This window comes from Alteromonas sp. ABH2_165 (assembly GCF_056159945.1).
The window spans coordinates 132,459-148,712 of sequence record NZ_JBSWWF010000006.1 but is presented as its reverse complement, the minus strand read 5'-3'; the positions used below and the strand labels follow the sequence as shown (position 1 = coordinate 148,712).

Here is a 16,254-nt window from a genome sequence, read left to right as displayed (position 1 = left end):
TCTGTGCTTAAAGCACAGTGTCGCCTTTCAGACCAATACCAAAGCTTTCAAGGTAAGCGTTAGGCTTGGTACCGTCGTAAGTTACGCCGTCGATAAATTCGCTCTGTGGCGGTTTGAAACCTGATTCAGAATCGAAATCAGGGAAATCAGCCGCTTTCGCTTTACCTTCAGCAATCAGTGCTTTCGCTGCAACCGCGTAGATATCAGGGCGATATACTTTCTTCGCCATATCCATGTACCAGCTGTCAGGCTTAGATTCTGAAATCTGCCCCCAACGACGCATTTGCGTTAAATACCAGATGGCATCGCTGTAGTACGGATAGGTTGCGTTGTAACGGAAGAATACGTTGAAGTCAGGTACGTCACGCTTGTCGCCCTTTTCGTATTCGAATGTACCCGTCATAGAGTTCGCCAGTACGGCTTCATCTGCACCCACATAAGAAGGTTTAGACAGAATTTTTACTGCTTCAGGACGGTTCGCGTTGTTGTTTTCATCCAGCCACATCGCTGCACGAATCATCGCTTTTACAACACGAAGGTGCGTGTTCGGATATTTTTCAGCCCACACATTGCTTACACCGAATACTTTTTCTGGGTTGTTTTTCCAGATTTCATAGTCAGTGATAACAGGTACGCCGATACCTTTGAATACCGCTTGTTGGTTCCATGGCTCACCTACGCAGTAGCCATAGATTGTGCCCGCTTCCATGGTGGCAGGCATTTGCGGTGGCGGAGTAACCGACAGCAGAGCTTCTGCGTCGATTTGACCTGACGTGTCACCTTTATGTGGTGCGTAATAACCAGGGTGAATACCACCCGCGGCTAACCAGTAGCGCAGTTCGTAGTTGTGGGTAGAAACCGGGAATACCATACCCATGTTGAACGGCTTACCGGCTTCACGGTAGCTGTCGACAACAGGCTTCAGGTAGTCGGCTTTGATTGGGTGCACAGGCTGACCATCTTCAACCGGAATGTGCTTTTCCATTTCTTTCCAGATGTCATTAGAAACGGTAATACCGTTACCGTTTAAGTCCATGCTGAAAGCGGTAATGATGTGTGCTTCAGTACCAAAACCGATCGTTGCACCTAATGGTTGGCCTGCCAGCATGTGTGCGCCATCCAACTGACCGTCAATTACACGGTCGAGCAATACCTTCCAGTTTGCTTGTGCTTCCAAAGTGACATACAGACCTTCGTCTTCGAAAAAGCCTTTTTCGTATGCAATGGCAAGGGGTGCCATGTCGGTAAGCTTAATAAAACCAAATTTCAGTTCTTCTTTTTCGGGCCAGTCAATTTCTTCAGCTGCCTGCACTCCAGCACTCATCACACCAGAAACTGAAACCGCCAGCGCTAATGCACTCACGATACCTTTCAGCTTTTTCTTCACTCCATCAAACTTCTCATACTGATTCATTTTCGGGTTCCTTACAGCCAAAAAAAAAGCCCACCGCGATTCATCTGCTGATGAATCGCGGTGGGCTTCGTTGCCTTTCGAAACAGCTACGTTGCTATTTCATTTAATTAATTGTGTGTCTCTCTCAGACAAAATCTAGCTAGCATCAACGATGCCAATTTTTTAAAACACTTAAAATCAACAACTTAGAAAACCACTGAGGATAGTCCTTTCGATTTTTGGAGCAAAGTAGTGCATTTATGCACAAATAACGTTCAAATCATCCATACAGGGTGCATCGAAAATGCACAGATACGGTTCATCACTGCACTTTAGCGACACAATACACCCTTTTCGCGACTTTTAGCGCAATTAATGACGAAACAAGGAAAGAACGAGTAAAGCCATCAAGATCACGCTTATTCCCTGCCAAACCAAGACAGGATTTCGCTCAATCAAGGGTTTTTGTTTAGTTTGGCGAGTTAATAAAACACCGGGGGTTTGCAAATCGCTTTCAAATTCAGAAAACGCTTCATAACGGTAGGCGGGGTTGGGTCGTAATGCTTTTTTAAGGCACTCGTCGAGCCAGATGGGGAGATCAGAACGATACCGGCTCAGCGGCACATATTCCCAGGCGTGGTAGTTAACTGGTATTGCACTATCACTGTTCATTTCACTGTAGGGAAGTTTCCCGGTAAGTAATTCGTAGCACACTACTGCGGTGGAGAACAGGTCGCTGCGGAAATCTGCTTCATTATGGATTAGGTATTCAGGTGCAATATAGTTCACCGATCCCAACGGCGTACCCTCCTGCAATTGCAGCCCGACTTCTTTGTGAGCAGCAACCAGCACCGTCCCAAAATCAATGAGTTTAATTTCGCCTGCGTCTGTCAGCATGACATTTTCAGGTTTAATATCCCGATGCACCATTTGTTGCCGCTGCATTGCCCGAAGCGCCTTTATCATTTGCAGGATAAGTCTTCGCACCTTGTCAAATGAGGGCTCTGGATTGTCGATAATCCACTGTCGTAACGTAGCCCCTTCCACATACTCACAGATGTGATACATAAATTTTGCTGATGCCGGACGGGGCACTATTTTCATGATATGCGGGTGATTTAACGTACTGCCCACCCACTCTTCTCGAAGAAAGCCATCGAGATAAACCGGATCGTCAGAAAAATAAGACGATGGCGTTTTCAAACAACGCAACTGCCCTGTGGCCTCTTCAACAACTTTATATAAGCTACTGCGGGTGCCATTAAACAGCATTTCGACAACACGATAACCCTCTAGCTTCATGCCATCCTCCAAGGCAGGAGGAATGGCAAGGGAATAAATTTTTTTACAGGCTTCTTCAAGGTTGAGTTTGGGAATAGCCACCACTTTCAACAGCAGACAACTCACATTGTCGTCACTGCCATTTTCTATGGCCCGTCGAGTTAGCGCTTCCGCTTTTTGCTCAAGATTACTTTCATCAGCATCTTTTAATATCTCTTTGAATTCCGCCGCAGTGATAAACCCGTGTAATCCGTCGGTACTCAACAGGAACACATCACCAGCGCGCAACTCAAGAGACTGGTAGTCAATTTCTAACCGCGAATCTATACCCAATGCCCGGATGAGCGATCCGCCTTTGTTGCCCCCCAGGGTATGATCTTTCGTAATTTGCTCAAGATTGCCTGCGTCGCACCGATAGAGCCGACTATCACCGGCGTGAAAGACAAATGCGGTTGCAGATTTAAAGATAAGACCCGTGAAGGTAGTGACACACTGACTGCCCGAGCCAACAGAATAATCTACCTGGCTGTGGCACCAGCGATTAAGACTGGTAAGAATTTGGCCTGCGGCTTTTTTTACTGTCCAGCTGACAGGTGTTTGCCGATAGTCGCTGATAAAGCTGGTAACCGCCATTTGCGACGCTTCTTTTGCCCGGGAACAGGCTGAAACGCCATCCGCAATAACGGCAGTTACCCCTTTGTTAGTCAGTTCAGCGTCGGTGCCATGCCAGGCGGCGAACGCGTCCTGATTTTCGTCTTTTATTCCGGCGGTACTATGACCGCCCATCGCGACTTTAAGCACTGAACCCGACACGCACTGATTCCGTTTAATTTACTGTTAAATCAGGATACCTCAATCAGTTCAACGGTGCCGTCTTCTTTTACTTCCGTAATGGTACCGCTCGGCTCTTTCATAAATAATAATGCGACAAAACCAAGCACGGCGGTTCCGCTGATCACCAGAAAGAATGTAGATGTATCGACCATGGCATAAACTGTTAGATACGTTACCGCACCTACGTTCCCGTAGGCACCTGTCATACCGGCAATTTGGCCAGTAAGACGACGTTTAATCAGTGGCACAACCGCAAACACCGCACCTTCTCCTGACTGAACGAAGAACGAGCAAGCCATTACCGCCAGAACCGCCAGCCAGATGGGCCACGATGCATCAATCAGGCTCAGTGAGAAATAGCCTAGCGCCAGACCCGCAGTAAGAATCAAAAGCGTTTTCTTACGCCCAAACTTATCTGAAATTAAGCCACCACCAGGACGAGACATCAGGTTCATAAAGGCATAAAGCCCTGCCAGCAAACCAGCAACAGCCATGCTCAACTCAAAGGTTTCAGCAAAAAATGCTGGTAGCATGGAAACGACGGCCAGTTCAGAGCCAAAGGTTGCAAAATAAAGAATATTCAATACTGCCACCTGCTTGAATTCGTAGCGGTGTGCTTCAGGCACTGGCTTTTCAAACACCGGCTTATTCACTTTAAATGTCGAGTAAGCATCGAACAGGTAAAGCGCAGTTAATCCAGCATAGATGAGATTGCATGCGGTGTAACTAAGCAGTGGCAAACCACTTGGAGACAGTTTATACGCCAGCAATGCCAATATTAAATACATAGGCAGCTTCATCACCAACAGGAAGAAGAAGTCGCCTTTAGAGGTCACTTCCATACCGCCCAGGTTTTTCGGACGGAAGTAGGTTGAACCTTTTGGCGTATCAGAAACGTTTTTGTAGTAAATAACAGAAAACAGAATACACAATGCACCGGTAATGCCTATGGCATATCGCCAGCCATCTTCACCACCAAAAAGTAATGCCAGGGTGGGTAAGGTGAATGCCGCTGCCGCTGAACCAAAGTTACCCCATCCGCCATAAATACCTTCAGCAGTACCCAACTCTTTTGGTGGGAACCATTCACTCACCATACGAATACCAATAACAAAGCCTGCACCAATAAAGCCAAGTGCAAAACGGGCTAATGCCATTTGGGTAAAGTTATCCGCCAGGGCGAAAGCAAAACAGGGAACAGAAGAAATAAGCAGCAGGGCTGAATAGACTTTTCTTGGGCCGAATTTATCAGTTAACGCACCGATAACCACTCGGGCGGGGATCGTGAGCGCAACGTTGAGGATCAACAGTGTTTTCCACTCCTGAATACTCATGCCCAGATCATTGACGATGACCTCCTTGAGCGGTGCCATATTGAACCACACGAGGAAGGTAATAAAGAACACCATCCAGGAAAGATGAAGTATCTTCATTTTTCCTGTGAACGAAAACAGATTGAATTTTTCGGCTGACATATGCGTTTTCCTGAGACAAAAAAAAACCCACAGCTATCCTCAAGGGACAGTTATGGGCTTCATTACCGGTGGTCAGTGAAATATCACTGACAATATAATTTATTATTATACAGTGGGCCGAGGCTTCACTCTTATGCCAGGATAAAAGCAAATCCTTTGCCAAGACAAAAAATCACATTTAATCATAACCTTACTGAAAAAACTTGCGCGCATCCTGGAAAAAGAGGTTCTAAATGAGTGCAACCTCACCTTTTTAGTGCAGATTGGTTTGCAAACTTAGAGCATGCCCAGCAAATCTGATTGATAGCCTTTAATGGTTAGAATGCAGGTGTGGGCAATGCGTCCTTCATCCTTGCCAGAGAGTACTAGTGCATTGACCCGCGAAAAAAGTAGCGACTTTTGATAGTCACAGTATCGCTGCAGCAGGTAGAAAAAACGGCTGCTCTTGTTCATTACCGGGCCGATGTAGTTATGTAAGCGTCTTTGCTCAACTTCATAGATTTCGCAGATAGTTTGACTGGCCAGCAATTTCCCCAAACAGACGATTTCAGAGCATTTTTGGTTACCGCATTCACCCACCCAAGGGCAGCAACCAGATAGATCCTGAATATCTGCTCGCAAACAATGCATAACGGGCAGCCCGTTGCCGCCACTGCCCCAGGACAATATATCTGTATCGGGACGGCCGTATACCGATATCGATGACAGAGACATTAGGAAACGATAATGATGTAGGAGTAATGTGCTAACGCGTTTTTTACTGTAAAACATTTTTTTCTGTTTGAGGAATTGCTTGAACTGATTTGCGGTGAATGAAGATGCATTGCTGATTCGTTCAGCGCTTACACTACCGTGCAGCATCACAAGGGTCATCGAATAATCCTGTAAAAAATGAGTTGGCTATTCTCCGCTGAATTTGCCCAATACTCTGAGAAGTGTGCCACAGGTGACTGCAGTGCCAGCGGACAAGAGCAGAAAAAACAGAGCGTCCATTTTTCACCTCCATATTTGAAGAAAAAAAGCTGCCCCAGGGAAAGGGGCAGAAACCAAGTGCGAGTTTCAAGATAGGTTCAAGTGCATAATAGATCTACATCACACCAATTGCAAATAATAATCATTATTATTTGCAATTGGTGTGAGCAACTCATTCAAACAGGAAGTAGTAGCCGTAGCCAACAATAAAGGCGGGCACCGCTGAATAAACCGTGGCGAGTAACGCCGCTTTGGGAGATAGGGCAATAGCAGGAAACAGCGCATCACCGTCGTTGCTTATCGCATTACCCAATTGAGCAGAAAAAGGCACTGCCCCTTGCAAATATAAGCTGGTCACCAAAATTTGTGGCCCGCATCCTGGTAAGAAGCCAATAAGGATTGCAGCACCTACGGTAATGGCGCCAGCAGAATCGAACAATCCAACCAGATCAATATTCAGAAAGTGCACCGTAAGCTCGAACATTAAAAAAGCCACAACTACCCAGGACAGTACAAACTGTGTATCAAGCGCAGCCTTCTTTTGCCAGGTTTCTGGAGGCTCTGGCGGCTCTTCTCCGGCAACCGATTGATAACCGGTTCCGCTATTACAAAATGACCACAGCAAGATAGCCGATGCGCCCAATACCGTACCAAGCAGGTTAATGGCTTCACCGGATATGCCGAAATGAATCCATGGCGCGATTTGCAGTGCCATACAAAGCGCAATAGCAAAAGTAGGCGCAATGCTCCAAAACCAGAATCGGGTAACTAAACGCACTATGCGTTTGTGGAATGGCGTGAGTTTGCGGCTCTGGCCTAGAGACTTAGACACGTTGATGACGTCTTCGTGCTTGCCTTTGTAATTGTGAAACTTCCTTACTACCAGCCCCGACAATGTACCCACTACGACACTGATTGCCATCACCAGAAGACCATCTGCGGGCGATTGTGCCAGCAGCAAGAATGCTGCATCGCCCATGGTGCTGGTGAGCACAGCAACCACAGCACCAAAGCTCACCGCCCCTTTCGTGTACTGAGTAACAACGACAATGGCGCCACCGCATCCCGGCAGTGCACCCAGTAAAGCGGCTCCGCCCACTTCCAACCATGGATGTTGCTGTAACCGGGAAAATACACTTTCCAGATTGAGTCTTTCTGACAAAAAGTAATACAACGCCATAGACACATATACGAATGCCGCAACCTGGTAAAAAGCATCGGATAAAACGGCCATCGTAATATTTCTGGTCGATGGAAGTGCAAGTAGCGTAAGCAATACAAACGGAAATATAAGCCGCTTGTTTCTCCACATAACGTGCTGCTGAATTCCCTGGCTCATCATTTGCCCACGTGAGGAAAGTGTTGTCATGTTAGATCCATGAATTACTGATTAAGAATTAACTCTAATTGCGACACAAACATAATGCAAATCATTCTCATTAAGATTTATATGTGTATACTGAGTCTTCTTTTCAAAAATCGGAGGTAATGGCCTTGGGTAACCCGTGCAAATTCGATTTTCATCAGATAGCTGATGTAACCACCGTAGTTAAAACAGGTAGCCAACCTGATGAGCCTGAACATCTCACTACCTTTGTGACCTTGTGGCGGGAATATGCCGAGCTGCATCCCCAGACAAGAGTATTCAGTTATCTCAGGTGTGCAGACATTCTTCTACAAGTTTCCAGAGACCAAAAGCTGCCTCTACATTGGCGTCAGCAATGTGCCAACGCTATCCATAAGCCGTTTTACCTTGCTTGCCGATTTGCAACTTCTTCATACCAACTCACACAAGTCAGGGCTTTTCAGGCCAGACTTTCTCTCACTAATTGATACCCGTTAAGGACATAAAGATGACAACGACAAGAGTAGAAAAAGACAGCATGGGTGAACTGCAAGTGCCCGAAAATGCGCTTTATGCCGCACAAACGCAGCGCGCAGTAAATAACTTCCCGGTAAGTGGGCAACGCATGCCCGAAGCGTTTATCAGAGCATTAATACTAGTGAAAAAAGCGGCCAGCCGGGCAAATCTCTCTTTGGGAGAGCTCGACGCAGAACGGGCAAATGCCATTTGTCGGGCCTGTGATGAACTCGTCGAAATGGAAGATCTAATGGGTCACTTCCCTGTTGATGTCTATCAAACTGGCTCAGGCACCAGCACCAACATGAATGCGAATGAAGTGATCAGTACGGTGGCCTCTTCACATTCCGTTGAAAAAGTGCACCCAAATGATCATGTCAATTATGGCCAAAGCAGTAATGATGTGATCCCAACGACGATTCATGTCAGTGCTGCCATCGCACTTCAGGAAGATGTTCTACCCTCTCTGCGTCATCTGGCAGCGACAATTGCAGAAAAAAGTCACCGCGTGAAAGACTACTGCAAAACTGGCAGAACACACCTTATGGACGCCATGCCTATTCGCATGGACCAAAGCTTGTCAGGATGGCAGGCTCAAATTGAGCAACAAATTAGCACTTTGGAATCGCTGCAACCGGCACTTCAAAGCTTAGCGCAAGGCGGTACTGCCGTTGGCACGGGCATTAACGCGCACCCTGATTTTGCATCTGCCTTCAATCAGGAGCTCTCAGCAATTACCGACATCAACTTTACGCCGGGCACCAACCTTTTCGCCCTTATAGCGTCGCAAGATACAGCGGTATCGGTGTCAGGAGCACTTAAGTCTACCGCAGTCAGCCTTATGAAAATAGCCAATGATCTGCGTTGGATGAACTCGGGTCCGTTGGCAGGTTTAGGTGAAGTTGCCCTACCGGCTTTACAACCAGGCTCTTCAATTATGCCCGGAAAAGTAAATCCGGTAATTCCGGAGTCCGTAGCTATGGCCGCTGCTCAGGTTATCGGTAACGACACTGCCATCACCATTGGTGGTCAATCTGGTAACTTCGAACTTAACGTCATGCTTCCACTGATTGCGCATAACTTGCTGAACAGCCTCACGCTTATTGCAAACTCTGCAAAAATCCTCGCCGATAACGCCATTGCCGGATTTACCGTGAACCAGGAAAACCTCGAAGCTTCACTGGATCGTAATCCAATTCTGGTAACTGCACTCAACCCGGTTATCGGCTATAACGCAGCGGCTGAAATTGCCAAGAAAGCCTATAAAGAGGGCCGCCCAGTTGTGGATGTCGCAGAAGAGATGACAGACATTTCGCGGGAAGAGCTTAAGAAACTCCTCGACCCACGTAAATTAACCGGTACTACGGTTTAATACGCGTTATTAAAGCCGCAATTATCAGCAACGCCAGGCCCCTGCCCTGGCGTTGCTAACACTTTTTTGAAAAAAACCTGTTCCTTTCCCCCAAGAGTATAACCACTCAAAAAGATGTAAATAATAACAATTATCATTTGCACTCACAAAATATCAGCGCTATGGTTAATCCAAGTGAAGCAGTTATCAATAATGCCAACAACATAAGGATGCCTCAGTGAAGATCACCTACTTATGTCAGAAACACGCGGAATGGGTGTATAGCCACCCTGAGCAGGCTATTCACTACTTAGCCAGGGATGAATATCAAGGCAGCATGCTTTTTTATGACGCGCACTACAGAGAAGCCATTGCCTACCTCGGTTGTGCTTTCGATATTTGCGTCATCTTGCTTGAGGTTGATGGCGGCGAAAATGATGTGCTTAAAGACAAGATGGAGAGCCTCGCCAGACAACTAAGCCATGCTTACTACAAACTTGGTCTCGAGGATTACCAACAGGGCATCTTGATGAGAAGTAGAGAGGCCCTGCAAACCGGCTCATATATCAGAGAGGCAGTGCTTCATGCGTGATCTGAGTAACGTGAGCGAAATGAACCCGGCGTGTAGCAACGCTTATCGCGATTGGGAACAAGTCATTATTGCGGCGAACAGAGACTACGAAATTGATGCATATAACATGGCGCGTATGCGCTATCTCAGTGCCATCTCAATTGCAAATTCCATGATAGAAATCGCGCCCTGCGCTCGCCCTGTTGTGGGAGCATTACTGGTGAGTTACCACAACCTGGCCGATCTTTTCGAGCGATTGAAGCAACAGGGTGAAGCCGCAAAACTGCACCAGACGTTGCAAACACATATCCATAAATTAGCTTACCAGTTTCCGGATTCACCGGTTTTGTGTTGGGGGCAAAGAATTGCTTGTGAACAACTATACCTTTTCCAGCAACGCAACGATGACCCGGCCTTGTTTAACAAAAATCAAAACATTAGCCCTGTCAAAACCGGACTTTCATCCACTTCGAACCTTCACTAATAGGAGTTTTATATGTTCAGTAGCCGTTCCATAAAAACCGTGATTGCGTTGGCAATCAGTTTGTTTAGCCCTGTTCTATGGGCGCATGCCGGCCACGACCATAATCATTGGACAAGTACATTTCTGCACGTGCTTTTCTATGCCTCATTGTTTGCAGCAGCCTGTGCATGCGGTTTTGCTGTGTACAAAGCCGTAAAACGAAATCAGCGTATCCAGGGAGAGTAAAATGTTACATAACGTGCTAAAAAAAATTGATGCATTAATTCCTGTGGAGCGCGCAAGTGCGCATTGTGATATTCCTTGCAAAATATACGATCCAGTAAGCGCACAATTAGCAGCGTTGAGCGTGATTCGTTTGCTTGATTTGATCAACGAGGTCGAAGAAGGCAACACGGCACAACTTATTCGACTGGTGCAGGAAAAAGAAACCCATGCCGAAAAAGTGAAACATGAAGTCCGTATCATTTGGGGTGATTACTTTAAAGCGCCGCAAATTGAGAAATTCCCCGATGTTCACGAACTGGTTCACAAAATCATGATGACAGGTTCAGCGTGTAAGCAAACGGTTTCCCGGGAAAAAGGCGCAGAGCTTTTGCAATTGGTTAATCAGTTCTCAGAATATTTCTGGGCAACCAAAGACGTTGAAACCTACGTAGTCACTTCCCCTTACCCGCCTGCGGAACAAGTGGTCTACCCGGTATTAAAATAAATGCTGAAGCTCTTCAAGGTTAGCGGCTGTAGTATGGAACCCACGTTGCCCGCGGGCACGTTTGTGTTAGTGCGCCGCATACTCTTTGGCTACCCAAGAGTTAACGACCTTGTTGTTTTTCGCTGTGCGCTAAGAGGCATAATGGTAAAGCGGGTTCTGAGTACAGAACCCGGTTTAGGTATGTATATGGCAGGTGACAATATTGCCGAGTCGATCAGTTGCGAAGACATTGGCTGGGTTCACCGGAATCAAATTCTCGGTAAGGTTATCTGGCAAAGTCAGCGAACGAACGTGGTGGATAGCGTTCAGAACTGAAACGGTAGCGCCGCTTTGTCTCGTTGTTCCCACATGCTGCGAGCCAGCAATTGAGCTTCATCCTGGCTTTGCGCCTCTGACAGCATAAGGTAAGCAACCAGGGTTGCATGTACTGCCTGAGCACCATATTGGTGCTCGATATTGCCCTGCCAGAACGCCAGCATATCGTCGATGTCCATTTCACGGTCTTTCATTGCCCACTTTTCTGTCATTTCCGGCAGCACTGGCATTTCCGTTTCACCATGTCGAGTAATGAACAGTTCCGTTGGACGTTCACTGTTTACCTCGGGATCTCCGCCATCGCCACGAAAACACAGTGAAGCATAATCGCGAAAGGCTTCATTCACATGGCGGTGTTTATGGTCGAGGTGCATGTGATAAACACCTTGCACACAGTAAGGCGCAGCCGTTGGATTGAGCAAACGTGCAAGGGTGTTCGCGCATGACCGCAAACCAAAAAATTCCCGCAGTTTTATAAGCGTATTCAATGGCGGAAGTACAATACCTAAATCCAGATACGTAACACCCTGAGTATCAAGCTGCGACTTGGCGGCCGCGGCAGATTCAACCGCCGGTAAGCCGAGCGTAGGTAAGACATGGCTTGCATAAAGCCGGCCCGAGCCGGGTTCGTGGGCGCCGTGCAAAAAGACCTTTTTGCCAGACTTTGCCAGCAAGGCAGCAGACAACAAATACCAGGGTAATTGCCGGCGTTTACCAGCGTAACAGCCTATATCTACTTGCGGCCTTAGTGCTTTGATTTCTGCAGGTATGAGCTCGTGACAAGCGCGTACAAAGCCAATGACTTCATCGGGCGTTTCTTCCCGGGTACGCAGTAACATTAGAAAAGCGCCGCGCTGGTCGCCGGTGACTTCCCCGGCGAGCAACATTTTCATTGCGGTAAACGCCTCTTCCTGTGTGAGACTGCGACTGCCTTTCTGACCTTTACCGATTATTTTGATGTACTGACTAAATTCCTGCGACATGAGAAACCTGCTGGAGAAGCGCTGGTGAGACCTGTTGACGAGACTTTACCACCTCGCCAAAGATCAGCAAAGCGGGACCTTGCAGATTTGCCGCTGAAACAGATTCAGCGATAGAAGAAACAGTGGAAGTGACTACCTGCTGGTTGGGGGTGCAGGCATTTTCTATCACTGCCACCGGAAACGTTTCGCGTATACCGGCGGTGATTAACTCATCACTGATACGCTTCAGGCGCGATAACCCCATGTAGACTACAACGGTTTGGCGTTGCATGGTTTCGGCCAGCGCCTGCCAATCTGGCATTTTGTCCTGATCTTTAAAACTGGCAGTGGTAAACGTAACCGATTGCGCACAGTCGCGTTCGGTTAGCGGAATACCGGTGTAAGCTGATGCCCCCGAGGCTGCAGTGATGCCTGGTACGATGGCAAATGGAATTCCCGCCGCCTCAAGAGCCTGCGTTTCCTCGCAGGTACGAGCAAAAATAGCCGGGTCACCGCCTTTCAGGCGTACCACGTTTAAACCCGATGCCGCCAGTTCTACAACACGCTTACAAATGTCATCCTGATGCATGGAATGCTTGCCTGCGCGCTTGCCCACAAATTCCGTTTTCACATGGCGAGGAATTTCAGCAATGACCGATTTATCCACCAGCCAGTCAAACAACACGATGTCGGCTTGCTGTAAGCACTTCCAGGCTTTAATGGTAAGTAGTTCTGCATCGCCCGGTCCTGCGCCAATAATGTAAACCTGTCCTTGTTGCTTACCGCTTAGGGTTGTTAGCGCATCGTTTCGATGCGCCACATCATGCTTGTTAGCAAACGACGTACGCTTACGGAAAAACAGTTGTGGTAACTTGTTAATGGCTAAATTAATCATAGGTAACAACCTCTTCAGTATGGGCTACGGCAGCAGTGAGAACGGGCTGACGTTGCAGAATTTGTTTTAGCTCGGGCTTACACGAGCCACAGTTGGTACCGCATTTGAGTTTTTCACCTAGCGCTTCTACTGAACACGCGCCTTCGGCAATGGCGACTTCAATGGACTTTTCACGCACATTGAAGCAGCTACAGACCAGTTTACCGTTAAGGAAGGCTTCATCCGGCTGTCCGCGCAACAAGCTAGCTTGCAGTTCAGTGTCTATCGCCTCTTTTTGTAAACAGTCGTCCAGCCATTCGTCCGGTAATGCTGGAAAGTCTTCAGCTAACCACAAGCCAAACTGAAGCTGTTTGTCGTGGGTGGCTAACACCACTAAACCATTGGCACTTTGCATCATGGTGAGCACCCATGCCTGAGGCAAAGCCCCGCGGAGTAAACGGGCCATTGTGGGTACATCCCGATTGCTGGCCACACGCAGCGTTGAACCACCGTCTAGCACCGATTTTGCCCAGTAGTCAAAATGTTCACTAACAATATTGAGCTTGCTGTCGTCGGCAATGATCAGCTGTCCGTTCAGTTCGAAATTGACCGGCGTAAGGTTTACCGCACCGTGCTTCAGTTCTGGCTGGCCAGACAACGGATCGTGTGCCCCATTGAACAGTGCACCGAGGGTAATATTTGAACCCCAGCTTGCCGACCAGTGGATGGGCGCAAAACAGGTTTTACGACGCAGTTGCGCATCTTCAACTACTGGTAAAATAACCGGTTCGCCGGTGTTACAGGCACTGTTCAGTGCCACAAAACTGTTCACTTCAATACCCAATGCTTCTCTGTCTTTGGGATGCAGAGCAAGGGTTGCATGAGGCGCATGTTTCAGTAACTTTGCTGCCTTTCCGGTTCGAGTCATGGTGTGCCACTGGTCACGGCTTCGGCCGGTATTAAGCACAAATGGAAATTCAGCAGAGGTTTGCTGTTCAGGGAGTCGCGGAGTGATAGCAATAAAACGGGCTTTGCCATCGGCAGTAAAGTACTGGCCGTTTTCAAACATGCGCGCCGTGCCTGTTTTGGCAGTATCAGTAACCGGCCATTGCACTGGGCGCAAGTTGTCGTACTCAGCGACAGAAATATGGTTAAAGGCAGACAAATTGAGTGCCCGTTCACGGTCGTTTTCAAATGCCGTTAACTGCGCATGTTCGCGAAAAATGTCTGCTGGATGTTGGTAATTAAACGCGCTTTCAAAGCCAAGTTTTGCTGCCACCAGACTGATTGCTTGCCAGTCATGCTTAGCTTCGCCCGGTGGGGTGAGTAAGCCTCGCTGGCGAGATATCCGTCTTTCTGAGTTGGTTACTGTCCCATTCTTTTCAGACCAGCCGGTGGCCGGTAAGGTAATATGGGCATATTTCAATGTATCGTTTTTCTGAACGATATCAGACACCACCACCATTTCGCATTTGCTCAGGGCCGCTTCAACCTCAGAACGGTTGGGCATACTTACCACTGGGTTAGTTGCCATTATCCAGACAAACTTCACCTTGCCTTCGTTAATACGTTTGAACAGGTCAACGGCTTTAAGGCCGCCCTTTTCTGCAATGGTCGGCGCATCCCAGAAACGCTGAACACGTTCTCTGTGATCTGCATTTTCGATATCCATGTGCGCAGCCAGCATGTTTGCCAAGCCACCTACTTCACGTCCCCCCATGGCGTTAGGCTGACCGGTAATCGAGAATGGACCACTACCTGCTTTACCAATTTTTCCTGACGCCAGGTGGCAGTTGATAATGGCGTTGCCTTTATCCACACCGCTGTTTGACTGATTAATGCCCATGGAGAAAAACGTGATGGCACGCTCGCTATTTAAGAATAGCGAGTAGAACGCTAACACTTCGTGCTCAGGAATGTCGCACTGACTTGCCACTTCGCTAACCGAAAAATCAGCCGCCGCTTTCAGTGCGTCGGTAAAACCGTTTGTCGATGCCTGAATAAACGCGTTATCCAACGCATCGTTTTCGGCGATAAATGTGAGTAATCCGTTGAACAGAACAGCATCAGTACCGGGCTTTAACGCAATATGAAAATCGGCCAGGGTAGCAGAATCGGTAGCCCGGGGATCGACTACCACAACTTTCATATCAGGATTACGACGCTTAGCTCGCTCCATTCTCTGGAACAAAACCGGATGGGTCCACGCCGCGTTACTGCCGGTGAGAATGAGTAAATCGGTTTGCTCGAGGTCGTCATAATTGCAAGGTACGATATCTTCACCAAACGCACGCTTGTAAGCGCCAACAGCAGAAGACATACACAGTCGCGAATTGGTATCGATATTCGCGCTGCCCACATACCCTTTCATCAGCTTGTTTGCTACATAGTAGTCTTCTGTCAGTAATTGCCCAGAAACATACAGAGCAACGGCATCGGGACCGTGTGTTTTAATCACACTCGCCATTTTTTCTGCAATAGCGGTAGTGGCTTCATCCCAACTTGCACGTTCCCCATTGATAGCAGGGAACAATAAACGACCGTTTTCACTATTGGTGTCGAGCAGGTTGGTGCCTTTCACACACAAGCGACCAAAGTTGGCCGGATGCTCCGGCGTACCTGTCAACGACGTCAGTACGGTATTACCGGCTTCCTGCTGCATGGTAATATCCACACCACAACCCACGCCGCAATATGGACAGGTTGTCTGCGCAAGGGAGGGCACACTTTCTGTCGACACGGGAACCGGCTTAACCGGGATAATGTGAGTATGGGTATGATTCATGAACTCGACCTCAACACTGTCAGAATTTTAAAGTGCAACCAGCACCCGACCATCATCGATGCGCACATCGTAGGCGCTGAGGCTCACTTCGTCATTTTCCAGACAACGCCCGGTGACCAGTGAATAGTGCTCTTTATAAAGTGGGGAGGCGACAACAGGCTCGCCGCCAAGAGAACCGACAATACCACGATACATGACGTTAGCCTTGCCGATTGGGTCCCAGTTTGACACCGCGTAAACCGCGATGCCATCTTTGTTTTTCAGTGTGAAAATAGCCACTTGCTGTTCGTCAATCAGCGCGCATACACCGCTGTTTTTCACCAAATCGCTTTCTTCACAGATGTCGTGCCATTGTTGAGTCATTTCTGCTGTTGCCTGCATTGTTGT

The 16,254-nt window shown here is 47.8% G+C and carries 16 protein-coding genes; 7 read left to right on the top strand and 9 right to left on the bottom strand.

Annotation, left to right across the window (positions count from 1 at the left end; all coding sequences use genetic code 11):
- Positions 1–7 precede the first annotated feature (7 nt).
- The 5 genes from ACXAFQ_RS13035 to ACXAFQ_RS13015 all read right to left on the bottom strand — a co-directional run bounded on the left by ACXAFQ_RS13035 (position 8) and on the right by ACXAFQ_RS13015 (position 7,324).
- Positions 8–1,324, bottom strand: coding sequence for a CmpA/NrtA family ABC transporter substrate-binding protein (locus ACXAFQ_RS13035; protein WP_474823642.1), 1,317 nt, complete (start codon positions 1,322–1,324; stop codon positions 8–10).
- A 441-nt stretch (positions 1,325–1,765) separates the two neighbouring features.
- Positions 1,766–3,487, bottom strand: coding sequence for a bifunctional protein-serine/threonine kinase/phosphatase (locus ACXAFQ_RS13030; RefSeq protein ID WP_474822897.1), 1,722 nt, complete (start codon positions 3,485–3,487; stop codon positions 1,766–1,768).
- A 29-nt stretch (positions 3,488–3,516) separates the two neighbouring features.
- The gene (locus ACXAFQ_RS13025; RefSeq protein WP_474822893.1) at positions 3,517–4,983 is read right to left on the bottom strand and encodes a NarK family nitrate/nitrite MFS transporter; all 1,467 of its coding nucleotides are present in this window, start codon (positions 4,981–4,983) and stop codon (positions 3,517–3,519) included.
- A gap of 276 nt (positions 4,984–5,259) precedes the next feature.
- Positions 5,260–5,856 carry a hypothetical protein gene (locus tag ACXAFQ_RS13020; protein WP_474822889.1) on the bottom strand — a complete coding sequence of 199 codons (597 nt, stop codon included), beginning with the start codon at positions 5,854–5,856 and terminating at the stop codon, positions 5,260–5,262.
- A 271-nt stretch (positions 5,857–6,127) separates the two neighbouring features.
- Positions 6,128–7,324 carry a putative manganese transporter gene (locus ACXAFQ_RS13015; RefSeq protein ID WP_474822886.1) on the bottom strand — a complete coding sequence of 399 codons (1,197 nt, stop codon included), beginning with the start codon at positions 7,322–7,324 and terminating at the stop codon, positions 6,128–6,130.
- A gap of 119 nt (positions 7,325–7,443) precedes the next feature.
- Here ACXAFQ_RS13015 and ACXAFQ_RS13010 point away from each other — a divergent pair, with 119 nt between their 5' ends.
- The 7 genes from ACXAFQ_RS13010 (at position 7,444) to ACXAFQ_RS12980 (ending at position 11,246) form a co-directional block, all read left to right on the top strand.
- A complete protein-coding gene (locus ACXAFQ_RS13010) occupies positions 7,444–7,788 on the top strand; it encodes a hypothetical protein (RefSeq protein WP_139138936.1) in 345 nt (114 codons plus the stop codon).
- Between the two features lie 20 nt (positions 7,789–7,808).
- Positions 7,809–9,188: a class II fumarate hydratase gene (locus ACXAFQ_RS13005; RefSeq protein WP_474822879.1), complete on the top strand. Its 1,380-nt coding sequence runs from the start codon at positions 7,809–7,811 to the stop codon at positions 9,186–9,188.
- Positions 9,189–9,405: 217 nt separating this feature from the next.
- Entirely contained in the window at positions 9,406–9,759 is a 354-nt protein-coding gene (locus ACXAFQ_RS13000; protein WP_474822875.1) for a hypothetical protein, read from the top strand.
- Complete coding sequence (locus ACXAFQ_RS12995; RefSeq protein WP_474822871.1) at positions 9,752–10,222, top strand: hypothetical protein; 471 nt, start codon at positions 9,752–9,754, stop codon at positions 10,220–10,222. The genes ACXAFQ_RS13000 and ACXAFQ_RS12995 overlap by 8 nt, the downstream gene beginning before the upstream one ends.
- Positions 10,223–10,234: 12 nt before the next feature.
- Positions 10,235–10,447 carry a hypothetical protein gene (locus ACXAFQ_RS12990; RefSeq protein ID WP_474822867.1) on the top strand — a complete coding sequence of 71 codons (213 nt, stop codon included), beginning with the start codon at positions 10,235–10,237 and terminating at the stop codon, positions 10,445–10,447.
- Between the two features lies 1 nt (position 10,448).
- Positions 10,449–10,931 carry a superoxide dismutase, Ni gene (gene sodN, locus ACXAFQ_RS12985; RefSeq protein ID WP_474822862.1) on the top strand — a complete coding sequence of 161 codons (483 nt, stop codon included), beginning with the start codon at positions 10,449–10,451 and terminating at the stop codon, positions 10,929–10,931.
- Positions 10,932–11,246, top strand: a complete 315-nt coding sequence (locus ACXAFQ_RS12980; RefSeq protein WP_070123790.1) for a S26 family signal peptidase — start codon at positions 10,932–10,934, stop codon at positions 11,244–11,246.
- Here the strand turns inward: ACXAFQ_RS12980 and ACXAFQ_RS12975 are convergent.
- The 4 genes from ACXAFQ_RS12975 to nirD are packed head-to-tail and all read right to left on the bottom strand — an operon-like array spanning position 11,237 to position 16,248.
- Positions 11,237–12,229, bottom strand: a complete 993-nt coding sequence (locus tag ACXAFQ_RS12975) for a glycosyl transferase family protein (RefSeq protein ID WP_474822855.1) — start codon at positions 12,227–12,229, stop codon at positions 11,237–11,239. The two genes, ACXAFQ_RS12980 and ACXAFQ_RS12975, sit on opposite strands and share 10 nt — an antisense overlap.
- Entirely contained in the window at positions 12,213–13,103 is an 891-nt protein-coding gene (gene cobA, locus ACXAFQ_RS12970; RefSeq protein WP_474822850.1) for a uroporphyrinogen-III C-methyltransferase, read from the bottom strand. The genes ACXAFQ_RS12975 and cobA overlap by 17 nt, the downstream gene beginning before the upstream one ends.
- Positions 13,096–15,867 (bottom strand): nitrate reductase, encoded by a 2,772-nt coding sequence (locus tag ACXAFQ_RS12965; protein ID WP_474822846.1) that lies wholly within the window; start codon positions 15,865–15,867, stop codon positions 13,096–13,098. The genes cobA and ACXAFQ_RS12965 overlap by 8 nt, the downstream gene beginning before the upstream one ends.
- 27 nt (positions 15,868–15,894) lie before the next feature.
- Positions 15,895–16,248, bottom strand: a complete 354-nt coding sequence (gene nirD / locus ACXAFQ_RS12960; protein WP_474822842.1) for a nitrite reductase small subunit NirD — start codon at positions 16,246–16,248, stop codon at positions 15,895–15,897.
- Positions 16,249–16,254 lie beyond the last annotated feature (6 nt).

What these genes read in the sequence shown, in the direction of transcription:
- nirD (WP_474822842.1), bottom strand. Translation starts at nt 16,248, where the DNA reads ATGCAGGCAACAGCAGAAATGACTCAACAATGGCACGACATCTGTGAA.
- ACXAFQ_RS13005 (WP_474822879.1), top strand. Translation starts at nt 7,809, where the DNA reads ATGACAACGACAAGAGTAGAAAAAGACAGCATGGGTGAACTGCAAGTG.
- ACXAFQ_RS12965 (WP_474822846.1), bottom strand. Translation starts at nt 15,867, where the DNA reads ATGAATCATACCCATACTCACATTATCCCGGTTAAGCCGGTTCCCGTG.
- cobA (WP_474822850.1), bottom strand. Translation starts at nt 13,103, where the DNA reads ATGATTAATTTAGCCATTAACAAGTTACCACAACTGTTTTTCCGTAAG.
- ACXAFQ_RS12995 (WP_474822871.1), top strand. Translation starts at nt 9,752, where the DNA reads ATGCGTGATCTGAGTAACGTGAGCGAAATGAACCCGGCGTGTAGCAAC.
- ACXAFQ_RS13020 (WP_474822889.1), bottom strand. Translation starts at nt 5,856, where the DNA reads ATGACCCTTGTGATGCTGCACGGTAGTGTAAGCGCTGAACGAATCAGC.
- ACXAFQ_RS13035 (WP_474823642.1), bottom strand. Translation starts at nt 1,324, where the DNA reads ATGAGTGCTGGAGTGCAGGCAGCTGAAGAAATTGACTGGCCCGAAAAA.
- ACXAFQ_RS12975 (WP_474822855.1), bottom strand. Translation starts at nt 12,229, where the DNA reads ATGTCGCAGGAATTTAGTCAGTACATCAAAATAATCGGTAAAGGTCAG.
- ACXAFQ_RS13010 (WP_139138936.1), top strand. Translation starts at nt 7,444, where the DNA reads ATGGCCTTGGGTAACCCGTGCAAATTCGATTTTCATCAGATAGCTGAT.
- ACXAFQ_RS12990 (WP_474822867.1), top strand. Translation starts at nt 10,235, where the DNA reads ATGTTCAGTAGCCGTTCCATAAAAACCGTGATTGCGTTGGCAATCAGT.
- ACXAFQ_RS13015 (WP_474822886.1), bottom strand. Translation starts at nt 7,324, where the DNA reads ATGACAACACTTTCCTCACGTGGGCAAATGATGAGCCAGGGAATTCAG.
- ACXAFQ_RS13025 (WP_474822893.1), bottom strand. Translation starts at nt 4,983, where the DNA reads ATGTCAGCCGAAAAATTCAATCTGTTTTCGTTCACAGGAAAAATGAAG.
- sodN (WP_474822862.1), top strand. Translation starts at nt 10,449, where the DNA reads ATGTTACATAACGTGCTAAAAAAAATTGATGCATTAATTCCTGTGGAG.
- ACXAFQ_RS12980 (WP_070123790.1), top strand. Translation starts at nt 10,932, where the DNA reads ATGCTGAAGCTCTTCAAGGTTAGCGGCTGTAGTATGGAACCCACGTTG.